The following is a 20,294-nucleotide window of genomic DNA, read 5'->3' as shown; positions in this document are numbered from 1 at the left end:
TCACAATTTTAATTTACAAGGTTGCTAAGATGAAAATTCCTTTTATAGACTTAAATGCTCAATATAATGCTTACAAAAATGAAATTGATGAAGCCGTAAGTGAAGTTATACAAAATTCTTCTTTTATAGGTGGTGTAAAGCTTGAAGAATTTGAATCAAATTTAGCAAAATATGTAGGTATAAAACATGCTATGGGTTGTTCAAGTGGTACAAGTGCGCTTTTTTTAGCTTTGATGGCTTTGGGAATAGGTAAAGATGATGAGGTTATAGTGCCAAGTTTTACTTTTATAGCTACGGCTGAAATGGTGGCTTTAATAGGTGCTAAGCCTGTTTTTGTGGATATTGATTTTAAAGACTATAATCTTGATTTACAAAAAATTCAAGAAGTTATTACACCTAAAACTAAAGCGGTAATTGCTGTGAGTATTTTTGGTCTTATGCCTGATATGTTTGCTTTAAAAGAACTTTGTAAAAATCAAAATATTGCTTTGATAGAAGATGGTGCGCAAAGTTTTGGTGCTAGCCAAAAAGGCGTAAAATCATGTGCTATAGCTGATATATCTTGTACAAGCTTTTTTCCATCTAAACCTTTGGGTGCTTATGGAGATGGTGGGGCGATTTTTACTCAAGATGATGAACTAGCACAAAAAATCAAAATTTATTTAAATCATGGGCAAATTCAAAGATACAAACACAAATACATTGGTATAAACGGAAGGCTTGATACTATACAAGCAGCTGTTTTAAATGTGAAATTAAAATACTTAAATGAAGAGATCAAAAAAAGAGAAGCAATAGCTAAAATTTATGATGAAAATTTAAAAAATTGTATTTTACCACCAAGAAAAAATGATTTTATAAGTGCTTGGGCTCAATATAGTGTGCGTGTAAAAGATAGGGAAAAATTTATGCAAAAATTACAAAATCAAGGCATACCTACGGCAATACATTACCCATTAGGGCTTCATTTGCAAGAAGCTTTTGGTTATCTTGCCTATAAGAAAGGTGAATTACCAAACACAGAACTTTTAAGTGATGAAATTTTATCCTTACCTATGAGTGCGTTTTTAAAAGAAGAACATCAGATAAGAGTGATTGAGGCTTTTAAATGAAGATAGGGCTTATAGGCCTTGGTAAAATGGGTAAAAACCATTTAAGAGAACTTGAGCGTAATTTAAAAGTAAAAGAAATTCATCTTTATGATCCTTTTTGTAAAGATGAATTTAAGCACTCTTTGCATAAAAATTTTGATGATTTTTTAAGACAAAATCTTGATGGAGTGATTGTTGCTACTCCAACGCATACGCATTTAGATATAGCTTTAAAGGTGTTTGCCCGAATAAAAAATGTTTTAATAGAAAAACCTTTAGCTTTAAATATTGATGAAATTTTACTTTTACAAAAGAAATCTTTAGAAGATAAAGTTAGCGTTGGAGTAGGCTTTTGTGAGAGATTTAATCCTACAGTTTTAACTCTAAAAGAAAAACTTAAGGATGATGAAATAATCAGTATTAATATACAAAGAATTTCACCTTATCCTCAAAGGATTAATGATGTTGGGGTTTTAAGTGATCTTGGTGTGCATGATATTGATTTAGTAAGATTTTTAAGTCAAAAGCAAATTTCAAAAGCAAATATAAACAAAGCCTATCATCATCATGAAAAATTTGAAGATGAGGCAATGATAAGCTTAAAATTAGAAGATATTTTAGTTAGTATCCACAATAGTTGGAATGCAAAACATATTATAAGAAATATCAAAATCTTAGGTAAAAATCATACCTATGAGCTTGATCTTAAAAATTTTGAACTTTTTATTAATATGCAAAAAATTCCAAATTTATACGAAAATTCTCCTTTATATGCTGAGCATGAAGCCTTTTTTGAACTTTTGCAAAATGGAGTTTGTAAAAATTTAGCTAGTATTGAAGATGCACTAAAGGTACAAGAAATTTTAGAAGGTGTTTGATAGTGAAGTATGTATTTTTTTTAAATATGGGTGGAGTTAATAAACTTGAAGAGTGTGAAGTTTTTTTAAAAAATATGTTTAATGATCCTTATATTTTAGGGATAAAAAATGTTTTTTTAAGAAAATTTATAGCTTTTATGATAAGAAAATCAAGATTAAAAGCTATGAAGCAAAACTATGAAAAAATGGGTGGTAAATCCCCACTTACTCAAATCACACAAAATTTATGCAATAAATTAAATTCTAAAGCCAGGGAATGTAAATTTGATTTTATCAGTTTATATGTGCCACCTTTTGCTAATGAAGTTTTTGCAAAATACAGCTTTAAAAAAAATGATGAGATAGTTTTGTTTCCTTTGTATCCCCATCATTCTAAAACAACAGTAACCACTTCTTTAGAAGTGGTGCAAAATGAACTTAGAAGCGTTCAAAATCTAGCTAAAATAAAGGTCATTGATATTTTTTATAAAAATGAATTTTATAATGAAATGATTATCAAACATATTTTAGAAAAAAAGAAAGAATATGATTATAAGGCTTTGATTTTTTCCGCACATTCTTTACCGCTTTCTATAATCAAAAAAGGTGATTTATATGAAAAACATATACAAGAACATGTAAGCATTTTAAAAGAAAAACTTAAAAATGAATTTAATCAAATTTTACTAGCATACCAATCAAAGCTAGGTCCAGTAAAATGGCTTGAACCAAGTACAAGCGATATTTTAAAAAATTTAGATGAAAAAGCTTTGATTTATCCTATATCTTTTTGTATAGATTGTTCCGAGACTATTTTCGAGCTTGGAATAGAGTATAGACACTTAGCAAAAAGCAATTATGAGCTTATTGCTTGTCCTAATGATAGTGACGAATTTGTAGAGTTTATTTTAAATAAAATTAATATTTAATAGCTACATTCATATAAAAAGAAATCAGATTGATTATTGTTTTTAAGGGTTTTTGAAAAAGAAAAACAAGAATTTATTTTTGTAAAACCAACTTCTTTTAAATAATTCTCCATTTCCCCTTGCTTGTATAAATGTATTTGGAAATACATATTATTCACTTTTTATTAATTTATCTCCATTGTAAAGCTCATATACTAGGATAAAATTGAGTTTGTGTTTTTTCATCAAAATAACTCTTGTTTTTTAATATAAGATTAAAACCGTTTGGGGTTGTGACTGAAGCTGTTGTTTTATAATTGTCATTATTGTCACTTTTTGTGTTTAAGCTATCTACTGCAAACACAAAAAATCCATCCTTTTTAATATGTTTTTTAAAATGATTTTGCATTCTATAATATTAGTAAATAAAGAAATTGAACCTGATGGAATAAATATATAATCATATTTTTCTTTAAAGTTATAATTTAAAAGATTACATAGATTGTTTTTTGCAAATGGATATTTTTGTTTTAGATTTTTTTAACATTGGTTTGGAGGAATCCATACCTGTAATATTAAAACCTTGAATCAAAAAAGGAATCATAAATCTTCTATTTTCACACAAAGGTTCTAAAAATTTATATTCTTTTGCATATGATAAATAAAAACCTAATTCATCTTGAGGTGCTTTATTGTGTAAAATATCATACATTTGACTGCAAAGATTACTATAATAATTAATTTCCATAATTAGTCCTTATTGTGATATTTTGGCTTTAAATAACTTTCTTTTATCATAAGATTTATCGTATCTTTAAACATAGGTAGGGCACTTTGTGCAGCATAATAACTATAAGATTTGGTAGGATTTCTTACTAAAACTCCTATAGTGTAGTTATTTTTCTCATCATTTGCAAAGCCAAAAAATGAAGCATTATAGCGATTTGAGGTATAACCTTTTCTTTCAGCAATTCTTGCTGTGCCTGTTTTACCACCTATGATAATGCCTTGAGTTTGTGCTTTTTTACCTGTACCTTTTTCAATAACATTGATTAAAATTTGTTGCATTTCTTTAGCTGCTTTACTTGAGAGAATTTTTTCTTTTTTGATTTCATCATCAAGCTTAATTAAACGTCCATCTTGATATATTTTATTCGCTATTTGCGGTATTATATAATAACCTTCATTGTTAAATACATTATACGCAGCTAGAAGTTGTATAAATGTTGTTTTCAAACCATAACCATAACTTAAAACAGATTTTTCTATATCTCTTAATTTTTTAGGGTTTGGTATTTCTCCTTTTTGTTCATAAGGAAGGTCAATTCCACTTTTTTCTCCAAAACGAAAAATTCTAAGCCCCGAGATAATTTCAAGATTACTTAACCTTTGAGCAATTTTAATCATACCAACATTTGAAGAGTAGGTGATAACTTCTTCCATACTCATTTTATTTTTTTTATGATCATCGCGTATAGTAAAACGACCTAGTTTGTATTGTCCACCTTGGGTATCAATTGTTTCATTGACTTTGATTTTGTTAAGCATTAAGGCAGTTGTAAAGATAAAAGGTTTTATAACAGAACCAGCTTCATATCCATATTCTATCGCACTTGCATTAAGTACAGAAAGATCTTTTCCACGATTTTGTGGATCATATCTTCTTGAACTAGCAAGTGCTAAAATTTTTCCACTTTTACTTTCCATTATAGCTACGATGATTTCATTAGCTTTTAAATCTTCGTTTCTTTTATCAATTGCTTTTTCTAGTCCTTTTTGAAGTTTTAATGAAATATTTAAGTATAAATTACAACCATCTATTTTACGTTGCCCATAAGAATGCAAATTCAAAATAATATTACCACCTATATCTCTTAAACCTTGAATTTTTGCATTTTGTAAAGGATTTAAACATTCATTATAGTATTTTTCTAAGCCTTTTATGCCGACATTTTTAAAAATTTCACTTTGTTCGTCCATATAAGTTCTTGTGTAACCTATAATAGGAGTGAGTGAGTCTTTTGGCATATATATACGATCTTCCTTGTGTTCTATAATATCAAGTCCTCTAGTTTCAACTTTTCCATTGCTATTGGTAAATGTTTTAAAATATCCTTGTGTATAAAGTTTTTTTGCTAATTCTTTTAGGTAACTTGCATCTTTTGAATTAATATTTTGAAGTAAAATAAAATTATAACTCCTTTTCTTTTTAGCCGACATTCTTTTTCTAATATCTTGCATTTGTTCATCACTGACACCACTATAAATTTGAAAAAGTTTTAAAAATAATTCTTTTTTATCTGGATTTAGACTTCTTAAATCTATCTCCGCTCTATAAATTTGTCTACTGGAAGTAATAGTAAAATTATCACTTGTAATGATATTACCTCTAAGGGCAGAGAAATATTGTTCTTTTTGAGTATTGGGTATGTGGCGTTTTGAGGTAAGAAAAAAAGTAGAAAGCAAAAATAAAGCCATAAAAAATAAAGCCATAAAAAAAGCAAATGCGACTTTTGAGACTCTATTTCTAACAGCGTTTGAAAGCATATATTAAATTTGAGTTCTTGAAATTTCTTTATATGCGTTTATAGCCTTATTTCTAACTTCAAGCATAAATTTCATACTTGATTCTGCTTTACTAATAGCAATTGCTGCTTGATGTAAGTCTTTAACCTCTCCTGTAGCAATATCTACCATAGCAGCTTCAGCAGTTTCTTGAGTTTTGTTAAGATTGTTAATAGAATTTTTTAACAAACTTGAAAATTCATCACCTATGTTACTTGCATTATTACTACTTTTATTATTAGTATTATTGAGTTGGTTTAAACCATTTATAGTATTCATTCATTAACCTCTTAATAAATCTATTGCACTTTGTGCTATAGTTTTGGTGCTTGTAAAAGCACTAACATTTGCTTGATAAGCTCTTGTTGCTTCTATCAAGTCAGCCATTTCTATAACTGGATTTATATTTGGAAAAGCAACATAACCTTGTTCGTTTGCATCAGGATGTGATGGGTCGAATTTCATACGAAAATCCTTATCATCTCTTACAACTTTATCAACTACTACACTCATTATAGCAGGTTTTGCATCTTTTTGTGAAGATGGATCATTTAAAGGGTTTTCATATTCTAAAAAATTATTATCCTTGGCTATTTGTTTGTTTAGGATTTCACTAAAGTCTGTTGCTTTAAAAATCACTTCTCTTCTTCTATAAGGCCCACCTTCTGCTGTTCTAGTGGTGTTTGCATTAGCTATATTTGAGCTAATTACATTCATTCTAAAACGTTGCGCGCTAAGTCCATATCCACTAATATCAAAATCACTTAAATAAGCCATTATTTTTCTCCTAGCCTAATTTAGAGCTTGTATCTATGATGGTTGTAAAAATATTACTTTGTCTTCTTAAGACGCCATCTAAGGCGGTAATCATCATAGTGTTTTTACTCATTTCTGTAGTTTCTACATCAAGATCTACTGTATTTGCATCATTTCTTGCTAAATGTCCATCTCTTAAATAAATAGTTGATTTATTAGGATCTGGAAATTTCCAAGGCTTTTGATGATTTATATTGGTATTTGCTAATTCAAGCTCCTTATTATCTTTCTTTTTGAAAATTTCATTTGCTCTATTAACTAAAGCCGTTTCAAATTCTATATCTCTTGATTTATAAAAAGGAGTATCAACATTTGCAAGGTTAGAATTAATCATTTGATTTCTTAAATTTCTTCCTGCTAAAGCATCAACAACAAGTTCTTTTGATTTGAAAGGGCTTATCATAATTTCTCCTTAAAATAAAACTTTTATATAGCTAAAAGCAAAAATTATTCCAAAATATTTATGCAATTTTGTATTTATAAGTATATCTTTTTATAGTAAATTTTTAAAATTTTCAAAGCCACTTTTAAGCGAAACTTTTTTTTCTAGTATCTTCAAAAAATCTTTTTTTGATGTTTCTATGGCACCCATAAATTTTAAATGTTTATTGGGTACTTGACAATCTATTAAAAAATCATATGGTTTTAAAAGTTCACAAAGTTTTATTAGAGCTACTTTTGAAGCATCTTTTTTAAGACTTACCATACTTTCACCAAAAAACATCTTGCCTATAATAAGCCCATATAAACCACCAATTAAAACATCGTTTTCATAAACTTCAACACTATGAGCTAAATTTTGCTCAAAAAGTTTAGTATAAGCTTGGATAAATTCTTGACTAATCCAAGTTTTTTTTCTTAAAGCACAGAGTTTTATAAGAGAGTTAAAATCAAAATCAAGTCTTATTTTATAAGTTTTCAAAGCTTTTTTTATACTTTTTTGTATATGAACTTCTTTTGGAAAAAGAATCATTCTAGGAGAAGGGCACCACCAAGTAACAGGATTGCTTGTCCATGGAAAAAGCCCCAAACTGTAAGCATGAGGTATAAAATCTACTTCTAGCTTTTCACTAATAAAAACAGGCGCATCATCAGGGCTTTTTAAAAGTTTAGAATACAAATTCGATTTTTTCATTTTTGGAAAGTTTGAGTTTTAATTTACCACCATTTTTTAATTTTCCAAATAAAATCTCATCACTTAATTTCTCGCCTAATTCTTCGGCAATAATGCGTTTTAATAATCTCACTCCAAATTCTTTGTTGTTAGTCTTTTTAGCAAGAAATTCTTTTACTTTTTTATCAGCTTCTATGATGATGTTATTTAAATTTTTTGCCATTAAATCTAGCTCTTTTTGAACAATTTGTTCTAAAATTTCTTGATTTAGGTCATTAAAATGAATGATTTTATCTAGACGATTAATAAATTCAGGTGCGAAAAAATCTTTTATAGCTTTATTGCTTTTTTCTTTATCATTACTTAAAAAACCAAGCTCATTGTTTTCTTTTAGACCTAAATTTGAAGTCATAATGATAATGGCATTTTTAAAATCGGCTTTTAATCCACTATTATCCGTTAAGCTTGCATTATCAAAAATTTGCAAAAAGGTATTAGTTAAATCAGGATGAGCTTTTTCTATCTCATCAAATAAAACTACGCTAAAAGGATTTTTTCTAATGCTATTGCTGAGTAAACCACCATCTTCATAACCCACAAAACCAGCGGAAGTTCCTATAAGCTTACTAACATCATGTTTTTGTGAGTATTCACTCATGTCAAATCTTTCAAGATTTAGATTTAAAATTTGTGCTAAATTTTTAGCAAGTTCAGTTTTACCAACACCACTTGATCCTGTAAATAAAAACACACCTTTTGGGGTATTTTTGCCTTTTAATCCTGCATAACTTTGTTTTAAAGTAGAACACAAGGCTTTGATAGCTTCATCTTGACCAAATATATTTTGTTTTAAGTTTAGTTCAAGGTTTTTTAAAATTTTACTTTGATCACTTTCGTAAATTTTATGAGAATGTGTCATTCTAGCTAAAGTGTTTTCTAAATCTTTTATTTTTACTATTTTTTTACTTTTTTTATCTTCTAGAGCAAAACTTGCACCTAATTCATCAATTAAATCAATTGCACTATCTGGCAAGAATTTATCATGTAAAAATTGCTTTGCTAGTTTTATACTTGTTTGTAAAATCTCATCGTTTAATTTGATTTTATGAAAATTTTCATATTTATTTTTTAAACCTTGCAAGATTAAAAAACATTCTTCCTCACTTGGCTCATCTATGTCAATTTTTGCAAATCTTCTACTTAGGGCTTTATTTTTATCAAAAGTGTTTTTATATTCTATAAAAGTAGTTGCACCTATGCATTTTACATTGCCATTGCTTAGTGCAGGTTTTAATAAATTTGACATATCCGCATGGCTTTCATTGCTTGCACCAGTTCCTACTATAGTATGAATTTCATCTATAAACAAAATGGCATTAGGGATATTTTCTAACTCTTTAATAATATCTTTTAGTCTTTTTTCAAAATCTCCTCTATATTTTGTACCAGAGAGCAAACTTGCCATATCAAGACTATAAATTTTTGAATTTTTTAAATGTTTAGGAACTTTTTCTTCTGCTATAGCTAGTGCTAATCCTTCTATAACTGCACTTTTTCCAACTCCTGGTTCACCAACTAAGATAGGATTGTTTTTTTTGCGTCTGCTTAAAATTTGCATCATTCTTTCTAATTCAAATTTTCTGCCTATAACAGGATCTATTTTACCTTTTTTTGCAAGTTCAACTAGCTCGGTAGTGTGTGTTTTTAGATTTTCAAATTCTGCACTTTGTAATAATTCTTGTAATTTTTCTTCTTCGATTAAATGTTTTTTTAAAATATTGCAAGAATAAGCTTTTTCTTCTTTGCAAAGTGCAATGATGAAATCAACTACACTTGTTTGTTTTTTTGTATTTAATTTGTGTAATATATTTTCTAAGATTATAGAAAAAATAGGTTCTATTTCCTTTTTTAAAATCTCATTGTTTTTTGCTAGATAGTTTTTTAGATCGTTTTCAAAGCCTTGTAAATCTCCATCTCCGATTTCTTCAAGTAAATTTTTAAAATCATTGCTTAGTTTAACTAATGCAAAAAGTAAATGTTCGCAAGTGATAAATTCGTGATGGTTGATAAAGCTTAAATGTCTTGCATTTGGTATAAACGAATCAATCAATTCTTTATATTTCATTGTTCTTCTATCCTTGTTTGGAGTGGAAAATTATTGTTTTTTGCAGCCATATCAACTTGTTGTTTTTTGCTAAGTGCAATTTCTTCTGTATATACACCACAAACACCACTGCCTTGGTGGTGAATTTCAAGCATTATCATACTTGCTTTTTCAAAATCATGATGAAATATATTCATTAAAACTTCTATTACAAAGTCCATAGTGGTTATATCATCATTTAAAAGCAAAACCTTAAACATTTTAGGTTCTGTTAGTTTTTGTTGTTCTAAAATTTCATTTTTTAGATTCATTAATTATCCTAGCAATATCTTCTTGCATAGTTTGAATGGAAACTTTGCCAAGATAGTATTTCACAAAGTTTTTTGAATCACTGCTCCAAAAATCTGTTAAGTTTTGATAATTTCCATCTTTTAAAACTACTTTAAAAGGTAATTGTTCCATATTTTGGTAGTTAATATCTTTTAAAGCCTGAGCAATAATTCTATCATTTTCTTTTGAATTACTCAAAAAATAATATGCCCCATACTTTATAGCAAAATCTTTCACTGCCTGATTGCTTACATTTTCAAAATGGCTAAGCCCTATGATTGTAAAATTTTCTTTATTTTTTTGCCATAAATTAGTAAGATGCGGTGCTTCTTCTTGGCATGGAGTGCAAAAAGTTCCAAAAAAATCAAGCATTAAAATTTTATTTTCTTCACCTTTAACTTTGAAGCCATTTTGTGTTCTTATTAAGGTTTTTTCACCCCCATTAACACTTTTTAAAAGGATTTCTTCACCTGTTTTGTATTCTGCAAAGACAAAATCATTTTCAATTTTTTCTTCACTAGAACAAGCACTTATAAAAAATGTAAAAATAAAAGTTAAAAATAAATATGCAATTTTTTTCATAGTTTTCCTTTAAAAATGATTTTTCACAGCAGCTCTTGCTTCAAGATCTGCTTGTTTTTTCTTTAAGCTTTCTCTTTTATCGTGTAAATTTTTTCCTTTAGCTAAGGCTATTAAGGCTTTTACTTTATTTTTTTCATTAAAATAAAGTTCTAGTGGCACTATAGTAAAGCCTTGGATGCTAATTTTACCAAAAAGCCTATCGATTTGCTTTTTATGCATTAAAAGTTTTCGTGCACCTTTTTCATCATGCTTATAAAAAGAATGTGTAGTGCTAAGATAAGAAATATGAGCATTAAGTAAGAAAATTTCGCCTTTGATAATACGCACAAAAGAATCTTTTAAATTCGCTCTACTAGCTCTTAATGCTACCACTTCAGAGCCTTTTAGAACAATACCTGCTTCAAATTTTTCCAAAATTTCATAATCAAAAAAAGATTTTTTGTTTTTTACTATAGTTTTTTTCATCATTTAGCCTTAAAAACTCCACTTCCACTTCCACTTAAAAAAAAAGCTTTATCAAGAAAAGTTTGCATTTTAGGATAAATTTTTACACAAGGAGCAAATAAGTCGTTTAAATCAGTATTTTTATACTCTAAAATTTCACTTGTTTTAAGTGTTTTAAGTGTTTTGGCTAAATTTAAATTCGCTTTTAAATTATAAGGGCTTTCATCAAATGCTTTATATACTTTTGCACTTGAGCATTCAATAGTTGGAAAAGTAAAATCAAGTTGGTTGAAATCATCTTCAAAATATTCTACAATCTCACCACATCCACAAACATTTGCACTATCATATCCGCTTAAAAAAAAGATTAAATCCGAGCCAAGTTTTTGACAAATTTGCTCAAGTTGTTTTTGTTTTAATTTTAAATTTAAAGTTTCATTAACCATAAGTATAAATGCTACCGCATCAGTGCTACTTCCTCCAAGTCCTCCACCTATAGGGATATTTTTAATAAGTTTCAAGCTTTTATTTTTAAAAAATTCATTTAATTCATTAGAAAATCCTAAAAATTCTAACTCTTTATAAGCTTTATGTATGATGGTATCTTGTGTAAAATTTCCTATAATTTCAAAACCATTTTTAGTTTTTTCACTACTAAATTCTAATTCATCAAAAATATTTTTTAATAATACAAAACGTGATTGTAATAAATGATAAGATCTTGAATCAAATCCTATAATTTTTAAAAAAATATTAGCTTTTGCGTAAGCTTTCATTTTTTAAGCTTTTTGCTTAGATCATCTAGTTTTATATTCTCATCACTAATTGCATGTAAATTTTCGCTTTTTACTTGCTCGATAAGTTCTTTTCGTAGTATCATTAAAGACTTTGGAGCTTCAATACCTATTTTAGCATAGCCTTTTCCTGTTTGAACTACTTTGATTTCTATATCATCTCCAATTTTTATACTTTCGCTTTCTTTTCTTGATAAAATTAACATTTTAAAACCTTGTTTAAATAATATTGTACTTGATTATTTTGGATAGAAATGATAGAAAAAAAATCTTTTTCTTCTAAAATATAACTACCTTCTTCTTGAATTTCTAAATCGTTCAAAAAAATTCTTTGCCCATTGTATAATTTTTGAGGACATTTTATCGTATTTTTTTTAATATTTAAAAAAGCTAAAGGATTTAAGCTTTTTTCATTTTCATAAAAAAACTTTCCCTCGCTTAAACGCTCTAGTGAGCTTAAAGTTGCATTTATACCAAGTTTTCTAGCAAATAATTCACAATATGAGCGTATATAAGAGCCTTCGCTTACTGCAATTTCTATGGTTAAAAATGGATGATTATAGTGTAAAATTTTGGTATAAAAAACTTCCATAACGCATGGTTTTAAATTTACTTCATATCCTTTTTTAGCTAATTCATAAGATCTTATGCCATCTATCTTTTTTGCACAATATGCAGGTGGTGTATAGGTGATTTTTTCTAAAAGCTCATTTTTGATTTGTTCTAGTTTTTCTTTATCAAAAGTATGTGTGTGGGTGATTTCTTTGATATTTTGATTATCAAGGCTTAAAGAATGTACGCCAAACCACAATGTAGCTTTGTAAACTTTTGGATTTTTATTAAGAAAACGAAATAATTTTGTATATTGTCCAAATGCTATTAACAAAACTCCTTTTGCAAAAGGATCAAGTGTTCCTGAAAAACCTGCTTTTTTATTCTTGTATTTTTTTTTGAGTTTGCTTAGAAAAGCGTTAGAACTCATACCACTTGGTTTGTAAGCTACGAATAGTCTATTCATATAATTTTTTCCACAAAATTTGACATTATCATTCTTTCTATGCCTCCAAAATTGATGGTAAGTTTTTCTTCATTTCCTATTTTACTTACACTAGTGACTCTACCTATGCCAAAAATTTTATGTTTGATTAAATCCCCTTTTTTGTAAGAATTCTTTTGGCAATCTAGTGTTAGTTCTTTTTTCATTACATTGCTTTCGCCAAAAAATCTACTTTTTTCAAGTCTTGTGCGACTTCCTTTGTAAAATCTAGAATTTGCATAACTTAAGTAAAGTTTTTTCTTTGCTCTAGTGATTGCTACATAGGCAAGTCTGCGTTCTTCTTCTATGTTGCTTGTATCACTAGTTAATGGAAAAAATCCTTCTTCTAAGCCTATAATAAAAATATGTTCAAATTCAAGTCCTTTACTAGCGTGAATGCTCATTATACAAATACTTTCTTTATCAAGCCCATCTTGTTCATTAAGTAAAGAAATTTCGTTTAAAATATCATCTAAGCCATTATAACTTCCGTGTGAAATTTTATCTTTTAAATTTGCATAAAGCTCATCTATGTTTAAAAGTTTATCTTCAGCTTCTGGATTATCTTTATAAAATTCTTTAATCTTAAACTCTTCCTCTAAAGCTAAAATCATTGCAAGTAGGTCATTTTTTTCTTTGATTTTGTGTATACTTAGTATAAATTTTTCTATTTCATTATCTGTTTTTTTGCTAAAAAATCCACTTCCTTGTAAAACACATAAGCTTTCAAATAAGGACAGATGATTTTCCTTGGCGTAATTTTCTAGTTTTTCTAAACTTACATTGCCAAAATTTCTTTTAGGGCGATTAATAATGCGTTTAAAAGAATAATCATCATTTAAATTTGAAAGTAATCTTAAATATGAAATAATATCTTTAATCTCGGCTCTTTCATAAAAACGAATTCCACTTAGCAACTTAAAAGGAATTTTTTCTTTGCTAAATGCTTCTTCAAGAGCACGAGATAGTGCATTTACTCTATAAAGTATGGCTATTTCGCTAGGGTTTATTCCTGAATTTAAAAGCTTTGAGACTTCTCTTGCAACTTTAAAACTTTCTATTTTTTCATCATCGTTTTGTAAAATGGTTATTTCTTCACCTTTGTCTTTGGTGCAAATTAGTGTTTTACCTAATCTTTTTCTATTATGCTCTATAAGTTCATTTGCAGCTTGTAAAATAGCACTTGTTGAGCGGTAGTTTTGCTCTAATTTTACTAATTTAACATTATTAAATTGCTCTTTAAAATTTAAGATATTTTCGATTTTAGCTCCACGCCAACCATAAATACTTTGATCATCATCACCCACAACGCATATATTTTCATGAGATGAGCAAAGTTTTTTTAGAATTTGATACTGCAAAGCATTTGTATCTTGGTACTCATCTACTGTAATGTAATTGTATTTTTTGCTTTGTTCTTTAGCAAAATCTTCATCTTCTAAAATTTTATTAGTAAGCATTAATAAATCATCAAAATCCATAAAATTATTTTGTATTAAAAAATGCTCATATTGTTCATAAAGATGAATGATTTCTTCATAATTTTTGTTTTTTTCATCTTTTAAAAATTCTAGTTCTTTGCGTATTTCTTGAGCACTTTTACTTTGATTTTTAAAATTTGAAATATAAGCACTTATGCTTGCTAAAGAGTTTTGTAAATTTTCACTAGCTAAATCTTTTAAAATTTTCTTTTTATCATCTATATCGATAATGACAAAATTGTTTGCTCTTGAAATTCTTTCGCTATATAATCTTAAAAACAATAGGCCAAATTTGTGAAAAGTACATAAAAGTGGATTATGCAAACTTTGATCTTGTAAAAGAGCTAATGCTCTTGTTTTCATTACATTGGCAGCTTTGTTTGTAAAAGTTAATGTAAGTGTATTTTGTGCAGGAATGCCTATATGATCAATCAAATAAGCAAGTCTAGTAGTGATAGTTTTAGTTTTCCCACTACCCGCACCTGCTAATATAAGCATAGCTCCATCAATATACATGATAGCTTCTTTTTGGCTATCGTTTAAACCTTCAAAGAAATTCATTTTTTCAACAAATCTTTATTGTTGGGATTGTTTAAAAAAGCATTCATGGATTTTTCTTTTAATTTTTGATCATTTTGCTTTTTAAAATAGTTTGAAAAATTTACAAAAATAATATTATCTTCAACTTGAATTTGAGTAATTGCCCCTAAATCCACTCTAACAAAAGTTGCAAAATCATCAGGACCAAAACCTGCATGAAATTCTATGTGTTCATTTGTCAAAACTATAGATTTAAAAGTATAGCCACCAAGTGCAAAAATACAATAAGGATTTTTACTTACCACATCTAATTCTTTCGGTAGGGGTGGTTCAAGTGTAACAAATTTAGTATTTACTATAATGTTAAATTCTATATCTTCTTGTATTAAAATTTGCAAACATTCATAAATGCTTTTTTGCATTAAATGTATAAAACTTTTGTTATTTAAAATTTTATCAATCATCACTTAACCTTAAAAATTCATCTACTAACATTCTAACTTGCTCTAAGCCTATGTTCCAAAATTCATCATTTTCTATATCAAAACCAAACATAGCTACAAGTTCTTTTGGACTTTTACTTCCTCCGCTACTTAAAAATTCAATATAAATTTGAGTAAAGTTAGAGCATTTACCACTTTTATATAGACCATAAAGAGCTAAAACTAAAAGTTGTGCATAAGCATAAGCATAACAATAAAATGGAGAATGTATAAAATGTGGAATATAAGAATACCAAAGAGCATAATTTTTAGTTAAAACTACGCTATTTTGAAACATTTTTCTTGATTCTTCAAGCCAAATTTCACTTAATTCTTGTGAGCTTAATTCTTCTTTTTTAGCGTGAAATCTACGCTCAAAAGTAGTAAAATTAATCTGTCTGTAAAGAGTTGCAAAAATATCTTCAATTTTTGTAGCATATAAAGATAAAAGCTCTTCTTTGTCTAAATTCTCTTTAATGTAATCAAAAATCAACATTTCTGCAAATACTGAAGCAGTTTCTGCTGTGGTTAGAGGCGTATCTTGATTTAAAAAGCTTACTTTATAAGAAAGTTTTTGGTGTATAGTATGTCCTAACTCATGAGCTAGAGTAAAAAGATCACGTCTTTGGTTGGTATAGTTTAAAAGTATGAAAGGATGGCTTAATGGTGTGCTTGAGTGAGAAAAAGCACCGCTTTGTTTAAATTCTTTAGGGTAAATATCGATCCAATTATTTTCAAAAGCTTCTTTTGCTATCATATAAAAATCTTTAGAAAATTTTTCAAAAGCCTTTAAAACTATATTTTTTGCTTCGTTAAAATCAATTTGCATTTCTTTTCCAATAGGTGCATAACGATCATAATCTTTTAGCTTTTTATACCCTAGGATTTTTTTCTTTGCATTATAAAATTTAGAAACAATATCAAAGCTGTTCTCGCTAGCACTAATAAGTGCATCAACACTTTTTTTAGAAATTTGATTTCTTATGTGCCTTGGGGTTTCTGGGTTTTCATAAGATCTTAATTCACAAATACTAGTAAGTTCACTTTTAATCATATTGAAAATATATACTAAAAGTTTGTTTTGTTTTTTTAAGGTTTTACTAAAGCATTTTGAAGCTTTTTTTCTAATATTTCTATCTTTATCATAAAGTTTGCTTAAAATTTCTTCTTCACTTAGTTTTTGTCCTTCAAAATTAAATTTTAAAGCACTAAAAGTTTCATCAAACAACCTTGCAAATGCATTTGAACCTGTGCTTGATAGAGCAAGAATAACTCTTTCTTCTTTTTTAGAAAGATTGTGTTTTTTGTATTTAATAAGATTATTTAAATAAAACTCATAGTCCTTGCAAAATTCTATAAAACTTTTACTTATATCTTCTTTGAGTTCGCAAAATTCAAGTTCGAAAAATAAAAGATTTTCTTCTATTTTTTTACTCAAATTTTCATATTTTGCATAAAAAGCACCTTTGGTGGTATCTTGGGCAAAATTTAAATACACATAGGTTAGTATATGAGAAAGATTTAAGATTAATTTTTCATAGTTTTTTAGAGCTTGTAAAAATTGCTCATTGTTTAAACTATGAAGATTGTTTTCGTATTGTTTTTTAAATTCACAAGCTTCTTTTTGAGTATTTTGTAAAAAAATATTTAGATCTTGCTCATCTTTAAATAATATATCTAAATTCCAATTTTGCATGATTTTAGCTTTCTAAAATGAGTTTTTTTAATACAGCCATTCTAATGGCAACACCATTTTTAACTTGAGTTAAAACCTTACATCTTTTATCGGTCATAATTTCATCGCTAATATCTATATTTCTATGTACAGGACCAGGATGCAAGATGATGAGATTTTTATCTTTGATTAAATCTTTGCTAATGCAAAAATCATTAGCATAATCTTTAAGTGATGCATAGGTTGGTATATTATGTCTTTCTGTTTGTGTTCTAAGACTCATTATAACATCTACTTCATCAATAACTTCTTTTAGCTTATTTGTTTTTTTGATAGGATAATTTGGCATAAAATGAGGTGGAGCTACTAAAGTAATATCTATACCAAAACGAGGTAATAATTCTAAATTTGAAGCAGCAACGCGTGAATTTTTAATATCTCCCACTATTGCTATTTTTTTATCTTTAATGTTATAATCAAAATGTTCCATTATGGTAAAAAGATCAAGTAAAGCTTGAGTAGGATGAGCATGTTTGCCATCACCACCATTAACTATAGGACAATGAGTATAATTTGCTAAAGTGTGAGGAACACCTGAATTTTTATGTCTGACTACAATAGCATTTGGTACCATTGCATCTAAATTTGCTGCAGTATCAAAAAGTGTCTCGCCTTTGCTAGAGCTACTTCTTGAGACATCTAGTTTTAAAACTCTAGCACCCAGTCTTCTTGCAGCTGTTTCAAAGCTTGATTGAGTGCGTGTTGAATTTTCAAAAAATATAGTCGTAACGCTTTTTCCTTCTAAATATGTACGCGGTTTTTCATCTAGAAATTCTTTTGCTTCTTTAAATAAAGCTAAAATTTCATCATTGCTAAAATCTTTTGTAGTGATTAAATGTCTCATAAGTCCTCCTTAAATTTTTAAATTTAATTCATTGTCTGAACAAATTGCACTAAATAAAACATCAGTAGAGCTATTTAATGCAGTTTCGACACTATCTTGAATAACTCCTATAATAAAACCAACAGCAACTACTTGCATAGCTATATCATAATCAATATTAAATAAAGAACAAGCCAGAGGAATGAGTAAAAGCGAACCTCCAGCAACACCACTGGCCCCACATGCAGCGAATGCAGCTAAAACACTCAAAAGCATAGCCTGTAAAAAATTTATTTCAATACCAACTGTATGAGCTGCCGCAAGGCTTAGTATAGCTATGGTTACAGCCGCTCCTGCCATATTAATCGTAGCACCTAGCGGGATAGAAATACTATATAAGTTATTGTTGATATTTAATTTAGAACAAAGTGCCATATTTACAGGAATGTTTGCAGCAGAGCTTCTTGTAAAAAATGCAAAAACAGCACTATGCTTTAAGCAAATAAAAATCAAAGGATAAGGATTTTTCTTTGTATATGCAAATACGATTAAAGCATTAATCACAAAAGCTACAAAAAACATAGTTAAAACTAAAATTATTAATAATTTAACATAGCTTAAAAGTCCTGCTGCTCCGGTTTGAGCAACTGAATTTGCTACAAGTCCAAAAATTCCAAAAGGAGCAAGTTTGACTATAAATTTAACAATTTTTAAAACACCTTCGTTAATATCGTTAAAAAGTTGTTTTGCATCACTTGAACAATGTCTTAATGCAAATCCACCTCCTATTGCCCACACTAAAATACTTAAATAATTTCCAGAAGATAAAGCATGAATGGGATTATCTACTATTTGAAAAAGTAACGTTTTAAATACTTCTCCTATATGTGTAGGACTTGTAGTGGAAGCTTTTTCAATATCTGTTAAAACAAGTTCTATAGGAAAAATAAAACTAATGCTTACTGCGCTTAAAGAAGCTAGAAAGGTTCCAAATATATACAAAAAAATAATGTGCTTAATTTTTTCGCTTCCGTGATTGAATTCTTTTGTACAAATAGTTGTCAAAATCAAAATAAAAACTAAAATCGGAGCTATAGCTTTCAATGTACCTGTAAATAGAGCACCAAATATATTTGCAAAACTAGCTAAGTCTTTAGAAAATATACCTACTAAAATTCCTAAAATAATACCTATGCAAATTTGTAGAATAAGATTTCCATCTTTATAGCGTTTAATTGCACAAGAAAATATATTCATTTTTTACCTTTTTTGTAGCGATAAATTTTAATTTATTCTAACAAAGTAAAGCTTAAATAAGCTTTTTGATTTTTAAGCTAGCTTGTGATAAGATGCTATAAATATTTTATTAATTAAGGAATGTAAAGATTATGTATTTATTTACTTCTGAAGTTGTAAGTGCAGGACATCCTGATAAATGTGCTGATATTATAGCTGATAGTATAGTAGATGAGTTTTTAACTCATGATAAAGATTCAAGAGTTGCTAGCGAGGTTTTTGTAGCAGGAAATAAAGTAGTAATTGGTGGTGAGATTAAATCAAAGCATAAACTAGAAAAACAAGATTATGAAAATATCGCAAAAAAGGCTTTAGCAGACATTGGTTATGATGGACATTCTCATTTTAGTAAAAAACAATGTTTACATCCTGATGATTTGGACGTATTGGTGTTTTTAAATGAACAAAGTCCTGATATTAATCAAGGTGTTGATCAAGAAGATGGAGAAATTGGAGCAGGTGATCAAGGGATAATGTTTGGTTTTGCAAGTAATGAAGCAAAAGAATATATGCCAGCGGCTATTTCTTACGCTAGAATGCTTTGTGATAAAGTGTATGAGTTTGCAAAAAATAATCCCGATAAACTTGGTGTAGATATTAAAACTCAAGTCACAATTGATTATATTACTAAGGAAAATTTTGAAAATTGTAAACCACAAAGAATTCATACTATTGTAGTTTCAGCTCCTTGTGTTGAAAGTATGAAAATAGAAGATTTAAGAGCTTTGGTAATGGATTTAATTTTAGATTCAAATTTACCAAAAGAACTTTTTTGCCTAGAAAAAACAAGAATTTTGATTAATCCTACTGGAAAATATGTAAATCATAGCTCATTACATGATAGCGGCTTAACAGGAAGAAAGCTTATAGTAGATAGTTTTGGTGGATATGCTCCAATAGGAGGTGGTGCACAATCTTCTAAGGATTATACCAAGGTTGATAGAAGTGGGCTTTATGCTGCAAGATGGCTTGCTAAAAATATCGTAGCAGCAGATCTTGCTAAAAAATGTATAGTGCAACTTTCTTATGCTATAGGTGTTGCTAAACCAACTTCTGTAAGTGTAGATTGTATGGGAACAAATACAAGATTAAATGATGATATTTTAAGTGATTTTGTAATGAAAACTTTCCCATTAACCCCAAATTGGATTAAAGATAAATTCAATCTTGATAAACCAAGTAAAGATACTTTTATGTATGCTGATGTAGCTGCTCGTGGTCAAGTGGGTCAGGCTGATTATCCTTGGGAAAAATTAGATGCGGTTGATGAATTTAAATCATTATAAAATGAAGCTT

At 28.2% G+C, this 20,294-nt stretch carries 23 protein-coding genes; 4 read left to right on the top strand and 19 right to left on the bottom strand.

From position 1 onward, the window contains the following. Nucleotides 1–35: 35 nt before the first annotated feature. Genes CAQ16704_RS05295 through hemH form a run of 3 tightly spaced genes read left to right on the top strand, consistent with a single transcriptional unit; the run spans nucleotide 36 to nucleotide 2,877 of the window. Nucleotides 36–1,112, top strand: coding sequence for a DegT/DnrJ/EryC1/StrS family aminotransferase (locus CAQ16704_RS05295; RefSeq protein WP_082020069.1), 1,077 nt, complete (start codon nucleotides 36–38; stop codon nucleotides 1,110–1,112). Next, nucleotides 1,109–1,969, top strand: coding sequence for a Gfo/Idh/MocA family protein (locus tag CAQ16704_RS05290; protein ID WP_039667210.1), 861 nt, complete (start codon nucleotides 1,109–1,111; stop codon nucleotides 1,967–1,969). Before CAQ16704_RS05295 ends, CAQ16704_RS05290 begins: the two co-directional genes overlap by 4 nt. A gap of 2 nt (nucleotides 1,970–1,971) precedes the next feature. Then, complete coding sequence (gene hemH / locus CAQ16704_RS05285; RefSeq protein ID WP_039667209.1) at nucleotides 1,972–2,877, top strand: ferrochelatase; 906 nt, start codon at nucleotides 1,972–1,974, stop codon at nucleotides 2,875–2,877. A gap of 187 nt (nucleotides 2,878–3,064) precedes the next feature. Here hemH and CAQ16704_RS08370 read toward each other — a convergent pair whose 3' ends face one another. The 19 genes from CAQ16704_RS08370 to sstT form a co-directional block, all read right to left on the bottom strand. Next, nucleotides 3,065–3,220 carry a hypothetical protein gene (locus CAQ16704_RS08370; RefSeq protein ID WP_200884641.1) on the bottom strand — a complete coding sequence of 52 codons (156 nt, stop codon included), beginning with the start codon at nucleotides 3,218–3,220 and terminating at the stop codon, nucleotides 3,065–3,067. A 129-nt stretch (nucleotides 3,221–3,349) separates the two neighbouring features. Continuing rightward, entirely contained in the window at nucleotides 3,350–3,604 is a 255-nt protein-coding gene (locus tag CAQ16704_RS08365; RefSeq protein ID WP_200884640.1) for a hypothetical protein, read from the bottom strand. Nucleotides 3,605–3,606: 2 nt separating this feature from the next. Further along, nucleotides 3,607–5,403, bottom strand: coding sequence for a cell division protein FtsI/penicillin-binding protein (locus tag CAQ16704_RS05275; protein WP_039667208.1), 1,797 nt, complete (start codon nucleotides 5,401–5,403; stop codon nucleotides 3,607–3,609). 3 nt (nucleotides 5,404–5,406) lie between these two features. Further along, nucleotides 5,407–5,700, bottom strand: coding sequence for a flagellar hook-basal body complex protein FliE (fliE, locus tag CAQ16704_RS05270; RefSeq protein WP_039667207.1), 294 nt, complete (start codon nucleotides 5,698–5,700; stop codon nucleotides 5,407–5,409). Between the two features lie 3 nt (nucleotides 5,701–5,703). Further along, nucleotides 5,704–6,198: a flagellar basal body rod protein FlgC gene (flgC, locus tag CAQ16704_RS05265; RefSeq protein ID WP_039667206.1), complete on the bottom strand. Its 495-nt coding sequence runs from the start codon at nucleotides 6,196–6,198 to the stop codon at nucleotides 5,704–5,706. Between the two features lie 10 nt (nucleotides 6,199–6,208). Next, nucleotides 6,209–6,640, bottom strand: coding sequence for a flagellar basal body rod protein FlgB (gene flgB, locus CAQ16704_RS05260; RefSeq protein ID WP_039667205.1), 432 nt, complete (start codon nucleotides 6,638–6,640; stop codon nucleotides 6,209–6,211). Between the two features lie 90 nt (nucleotides 6,641–6,730). Then, on the bottom strand, nucleotides 6,731–7,372 hold the full coding sequence (gene aat, locus CAQ16704_RS05255; protein WP_039667204.1) for a leucyl/phenylalanyl-tRNA--protein transferase: 642 nt from the start codon (nucleotides 7,370–7,372) through the stop codon (nucleotides 6,731–6,733). Beyond that, nucleotides 7,347–9,476: an ATP-dependent ClpAP protease, ATP-binding subunit ClpA gene (locus CAQ16704_RS05250; protein ID WP_039667203.1), complete on the bottom strand. Its 2,130-nt coding sequence runs from the start codon at nucleotides 9,474–9,476 to the stop codon at nucleotides 7,347–7,349. The genes aat and CAQ16704_RS05250 overlap by 26 nt, the downstream gene beginning before the upstream one ends. Then, complete coding sequence (locus CAQ16704_RS05245; protein ID WP_039667202.1) at nucleotides 9,473–9,766, bottom strand: ATP-dependent Clp protease adaptor ClpS; 294 nt, start codon at nucleotides 9,764–9,766, stop codon at nucleotides 9,473–9,475. The genes CAQ16704_RS05250 and CAQ16704_RS05245 overlap by 4 nt, the downstream gene beginning before the upstream one ends. Then, nucleotides 9,750–10,367 carry a TlpA disulfide reductase family protein gene (locus CAQ16704_RS05240; RefSeq protein ID WP_039667201.1) on the bottom strand — a complete coding sequence of 206 codons (618 nt, stop codon included), beginning with the start codon at nucleotides 10,365–10,367 and terminating at the stop codon, nucleotides 9,750–9,752. Before CAQ16704_RS05240 ends, CAQ16704_RS05245 begins: the two co-directional genes overlap by 17 nt. A 9-nt stretch (nucleotides 10,368–10,376) precedes the next feature. Next, nucleotides 10,377–10,832, bottom strand: coding sequence for an SsrA-binding protein SmpB (smpB, locus tag CAQ16704_RS05235; protein WP_039667200.1), 456 nt, complete (start codon nucleotides 10,830–10,832; stop codon nucleotides 10,377–10,379). Continuing rightward, the gene (locus tag CAQ16704_RS05230; protein WP_039667199.1) at nucleotides 10,832–11,587 is read right to left on the bottom strand and encodes a 4-(cytidine 5'-diphospho)-2-C-methyl-D-erythritol kinase; all 756 of its coding nucleotides are present in this window, start codon (nucleotides 11,585–11,587) and stop codon (nucleotides 10,832–10,834) included. Before CAQ16704_RS05230 ends, smpB begins: the two co-directional genes overlap by 1 nt. Continuing rightward, nucleotides 11,584–11,811 carry a carbon storage regulator CsrA gene (gene csrA / locus CAQ16704_RS05225; protein ID WP_039667198.1) on the bottom strand — a complete coding sequence of 76 codons (228 nt, stop codon included), beginning with the start codon at nucleotides 11,809–11,811 and terminating at the stop codon, nucleotides 11,584–11,586. The genes CAQ16704_RS05230 and csrA overlap by 4 nt, the downstream gene beginning before the upstream one ends. Next, nucleotides 11,805–12,623, bottom strand: a complete 819-nt coding sequence (gene truB, locus CAQ16704_RS05220; protein WP_039667197.1) for a tRNA pseudouridine(55) synthase TruB — start codon at nucleotides 12,621–12,623, stop codon at nucleotides 11,805–11,807. The genes csrA and truB overlap by 7 nt, the downstream gene beginning before the upstream one ends. After that, a complete protein-coding gene (locus CAQ16704_RS05215) occupies nucleotides 12,620–14,683 on the bottom strand; it encodes a UvrD/REP family helicase (protein WP_039667196.1) in 2,064 nt (687 codons plus the stop codon). The genes truB and CAQ16704_RS05215 overlap by 4 nt, the downstream gene beginning before the upstream one ends. Beyond that, the gene (locus tag CAQ16704_RS05210) at nucleotides 14,680–15,126 is read right to left on the bottom strand and encodes a hypothetical protein (protein WP_039667195.1); all 447 of its coding nucleotides are present in this window, start codon (nucleotides 15,124–15,126) and stop codon (nucleotides 14,680–14,682) included. The genes CAQ16704_RS05215 and CAQ16704_RS05210 overlap by 4 nt, the downstream gene beginning before the upstream one ends. After that, the gene (locus CAQ16704_RS05205) at nucleotides 15,119–16,840 is read right to left on the bottom strand and encodes a M3 family oligoendopeptidase (protein WP_039667194.1); all 1,722 of its coding nucleotides are present in this window, start codon (nucleotides 16,838–16,840) and stop codon (nucleotides 15,119–15,121) included. The genes CAQ16704_RS05210 and CAQ16704_RS05205 overlap by 8 nt, the downstream gene beginning before the upstream one ends. 4 nt (nucleotides 16,841–16,844) lie before the next feature. After that, nucleotides 16,845–17,723 carry an aspartate carbamoyltransferase catalytic subunit gene (locus CAQ16704_RS05200; RefSeq protein ID WP_039667193.1) on the bottom strand — a complete coding sequence of 293 codons (879 nt, stop codon included), beginning with the start codon at nucleotides 17,721–17,723 and terminating at the stop codon, nucleotides 16,845–16,847. A gap of 9 nt (nucleotides 17,724–17,732) precedes the next feature. Beyond that, nucleotides 17,733–18,959, bottom strand: a complete 1,227-nt coding sequence (gene sstT, locus CAQ16704_RS05195; protein ID WP_442856703.1) for a serine/threonine transporter SstT — start codon at nucleotides 18,957–18,959, stop codon at nucleotides 17,733–17,735. Nucleotides 18,960–19,090: 131 nt separating this feature from the next. Between sstT and metK the strand changes: the two genes are divergently transcribed. Next, nucleotides 19,091–20,284, top strand: a complete 1,194-nt coding sequence (metK, locus tag CAQ16704_RS05190; protein ID WP_039667192.1) for a methionine adenosyltransferase — start codon at nucleotides 19,091–19,093, stop codon at nucleotides 20,282–20,284. The last annotated feature ends 10 nt before the right edge of the window (nucleotides 20,285–20,294 follow it).

This window comes from Campylobacter sp. RM16704 (assembly GCF_000816245.1).
Taxonomy (GTDB): domain Bacteria; phylum Campylobacterota; class Campylobacteria; order Campylobacterales; family Campylobacteraceae; genus Campylobacter_D.
Note: the sequence above shows the minus strand (reverse complement) of the source record. Positions and strands in the feature narration are given on the sequence as shown.

What these genes read in the sequence shown, in the direction of transcription:
- CAQ16704_RS05290 (WP_039667210.1), top strand. Translation starts at nt 1,109, where the DNA reads ATGAAGATAGGGCTTATAGGCCTTGGTAAAATGGGTAAAAACCATTTA.
- CAQ16704_RS05200 (WP_039667193.1), bottom strand. Translation starts at nt 17,723, where the DNA reads ATGAGACATTTAATCACTACAAAAGATTTTAGCAATGATGAAATTTTA.
- CAQ16704_RS05205 (WP_039667194.1), bottom strand. Translation starts at nt 16,840, where the DNA reads ATGCAAAATTGGAATTTAGATATATTATTTAAAGATGAGCAAGATCTA.
- smpB (WP_039667200.1), bottom strand. Translation starts at nt 10,832, where the DNA reads ATGAAAAAAACTATAGTAAAAAACAAAAAATCTTTTTTTGATTATGAA.
- CAQ16704_RS05245 (WP_039667202.1), bottom strand. Translation starts at nt 9,766, where the DNA reads ATGAATCTAAAAAATGAAATTTTAGAACAACAAAAACTAACAGAACCT.
- csrA (WP_039667198.1), bottom strand. Translation starts at nt 11,811, where the DNA reads ATGTTAATTTTATCAAGAAAAGAAAGCGAAAGTATAAAAATTGGAGAT.
- CAQ16704_RS05230 (WP_039667199.1), bottom strand. Translation starts at nt 11,587, where the DNA reads ATGAAAGCTTACGCAAAAGCTAATATTTTTTTAAAAATTATAGGATTT.
- CAQ16704_RS05215 (WP_039667196.1), bottom strand. Translation starts at nt 14,683, where the DNA reads ATGAATTTCTTTGAAGGTTTAAACGATAGCCAAAAAGAAGCTATCATG.
- CAQ16704_RS05250 (WP_039667203.1), bottom strand. Translation starts at nt 9,476, where the DNA reads ATGAAATATAAAGAATTGATTGATTCGTTTATACCAAATGCAAGACAT.
- flgB (WP_039667205.1), bottom strand. Translation starts at nt 6,640, where the DNA reads ATGATAAGCCCTTTCAAATCAAAAGAACTTGTTGTTGATGCTTTAGCA.
- aat (WP_039667204.1), bottom strand. Translation starts at nt 7,372, where the DNA reads ATGAAAAAATCGAATTTGTATTCTAAACTTTTAAAAAGCCCTGATGAT.
- sstT (WP_442856703.1), bottom strand. Translation starts at nt 18,959, where the DNA reads ATGAATATATTTTCTTGTGCAATTAAACGCTATAAAGATGGAAATCTT.
- CAQ16704_RS08365 (WP_200884640.1), bottom strand. Translation starts at nt 3,604, where the DNA reads ATGGAAATTAATTATTATAGTAATCTTTGCAGTCAAATGTATGATATT.
- CAQ16704_RS05275 (WP_039667208.1), bottom strand. Translation starts at nt 5,403, where the DNA reads ATGCTTTCAAACGCTGTTAGAAATAGAGTCTCAAAAGTCGCATTTGCT.
- fliE (WP_039667207.1), bottom strand. Translation starts at nt 5,700, where the DNA reads ATGAATACTATAAATGGTTTAAACCAACTCAATAATACTAATAATAAA.
- metK (WP_039667192.1), top strand. Translation starts at nt 19,091, where the DNA reads ATGTATTTATTTACTTCTGAAGTTGTAAGTGCAGGACATCCTGATAAA.
- CAQ16704_RS05210 (WP_039667195.1), bottom strand. Translation starts at nt 15,126, where the DNA reads ATGATTGATAAAATTTTAAATAACAAAAGTTTTATACATTTAATGCAA.
- truB (WP_039667197.1), bottom strand. Translation starts at nt 12,623, where the DNA reads ATGAATAGACTATTCGTAGCTTACAAACCAAGTGGTATGAGTTCTAAC.
- flgC (WP_039667206.1), bottom strand. Translation starts at nt 6,198, where the DNA reads ATGGCTTATTTAAGTGATTTTGATATTAGTGGATATGGACTTAGCGCG.
- CAQ16704_RS05240 (WP_039667201.1), bottom strand. Translation starts at nt 10,367, where the DNA reads ATGAAAAAAATTGCATATTTATTTTTAACTTTTATTTTTACATTTTTT.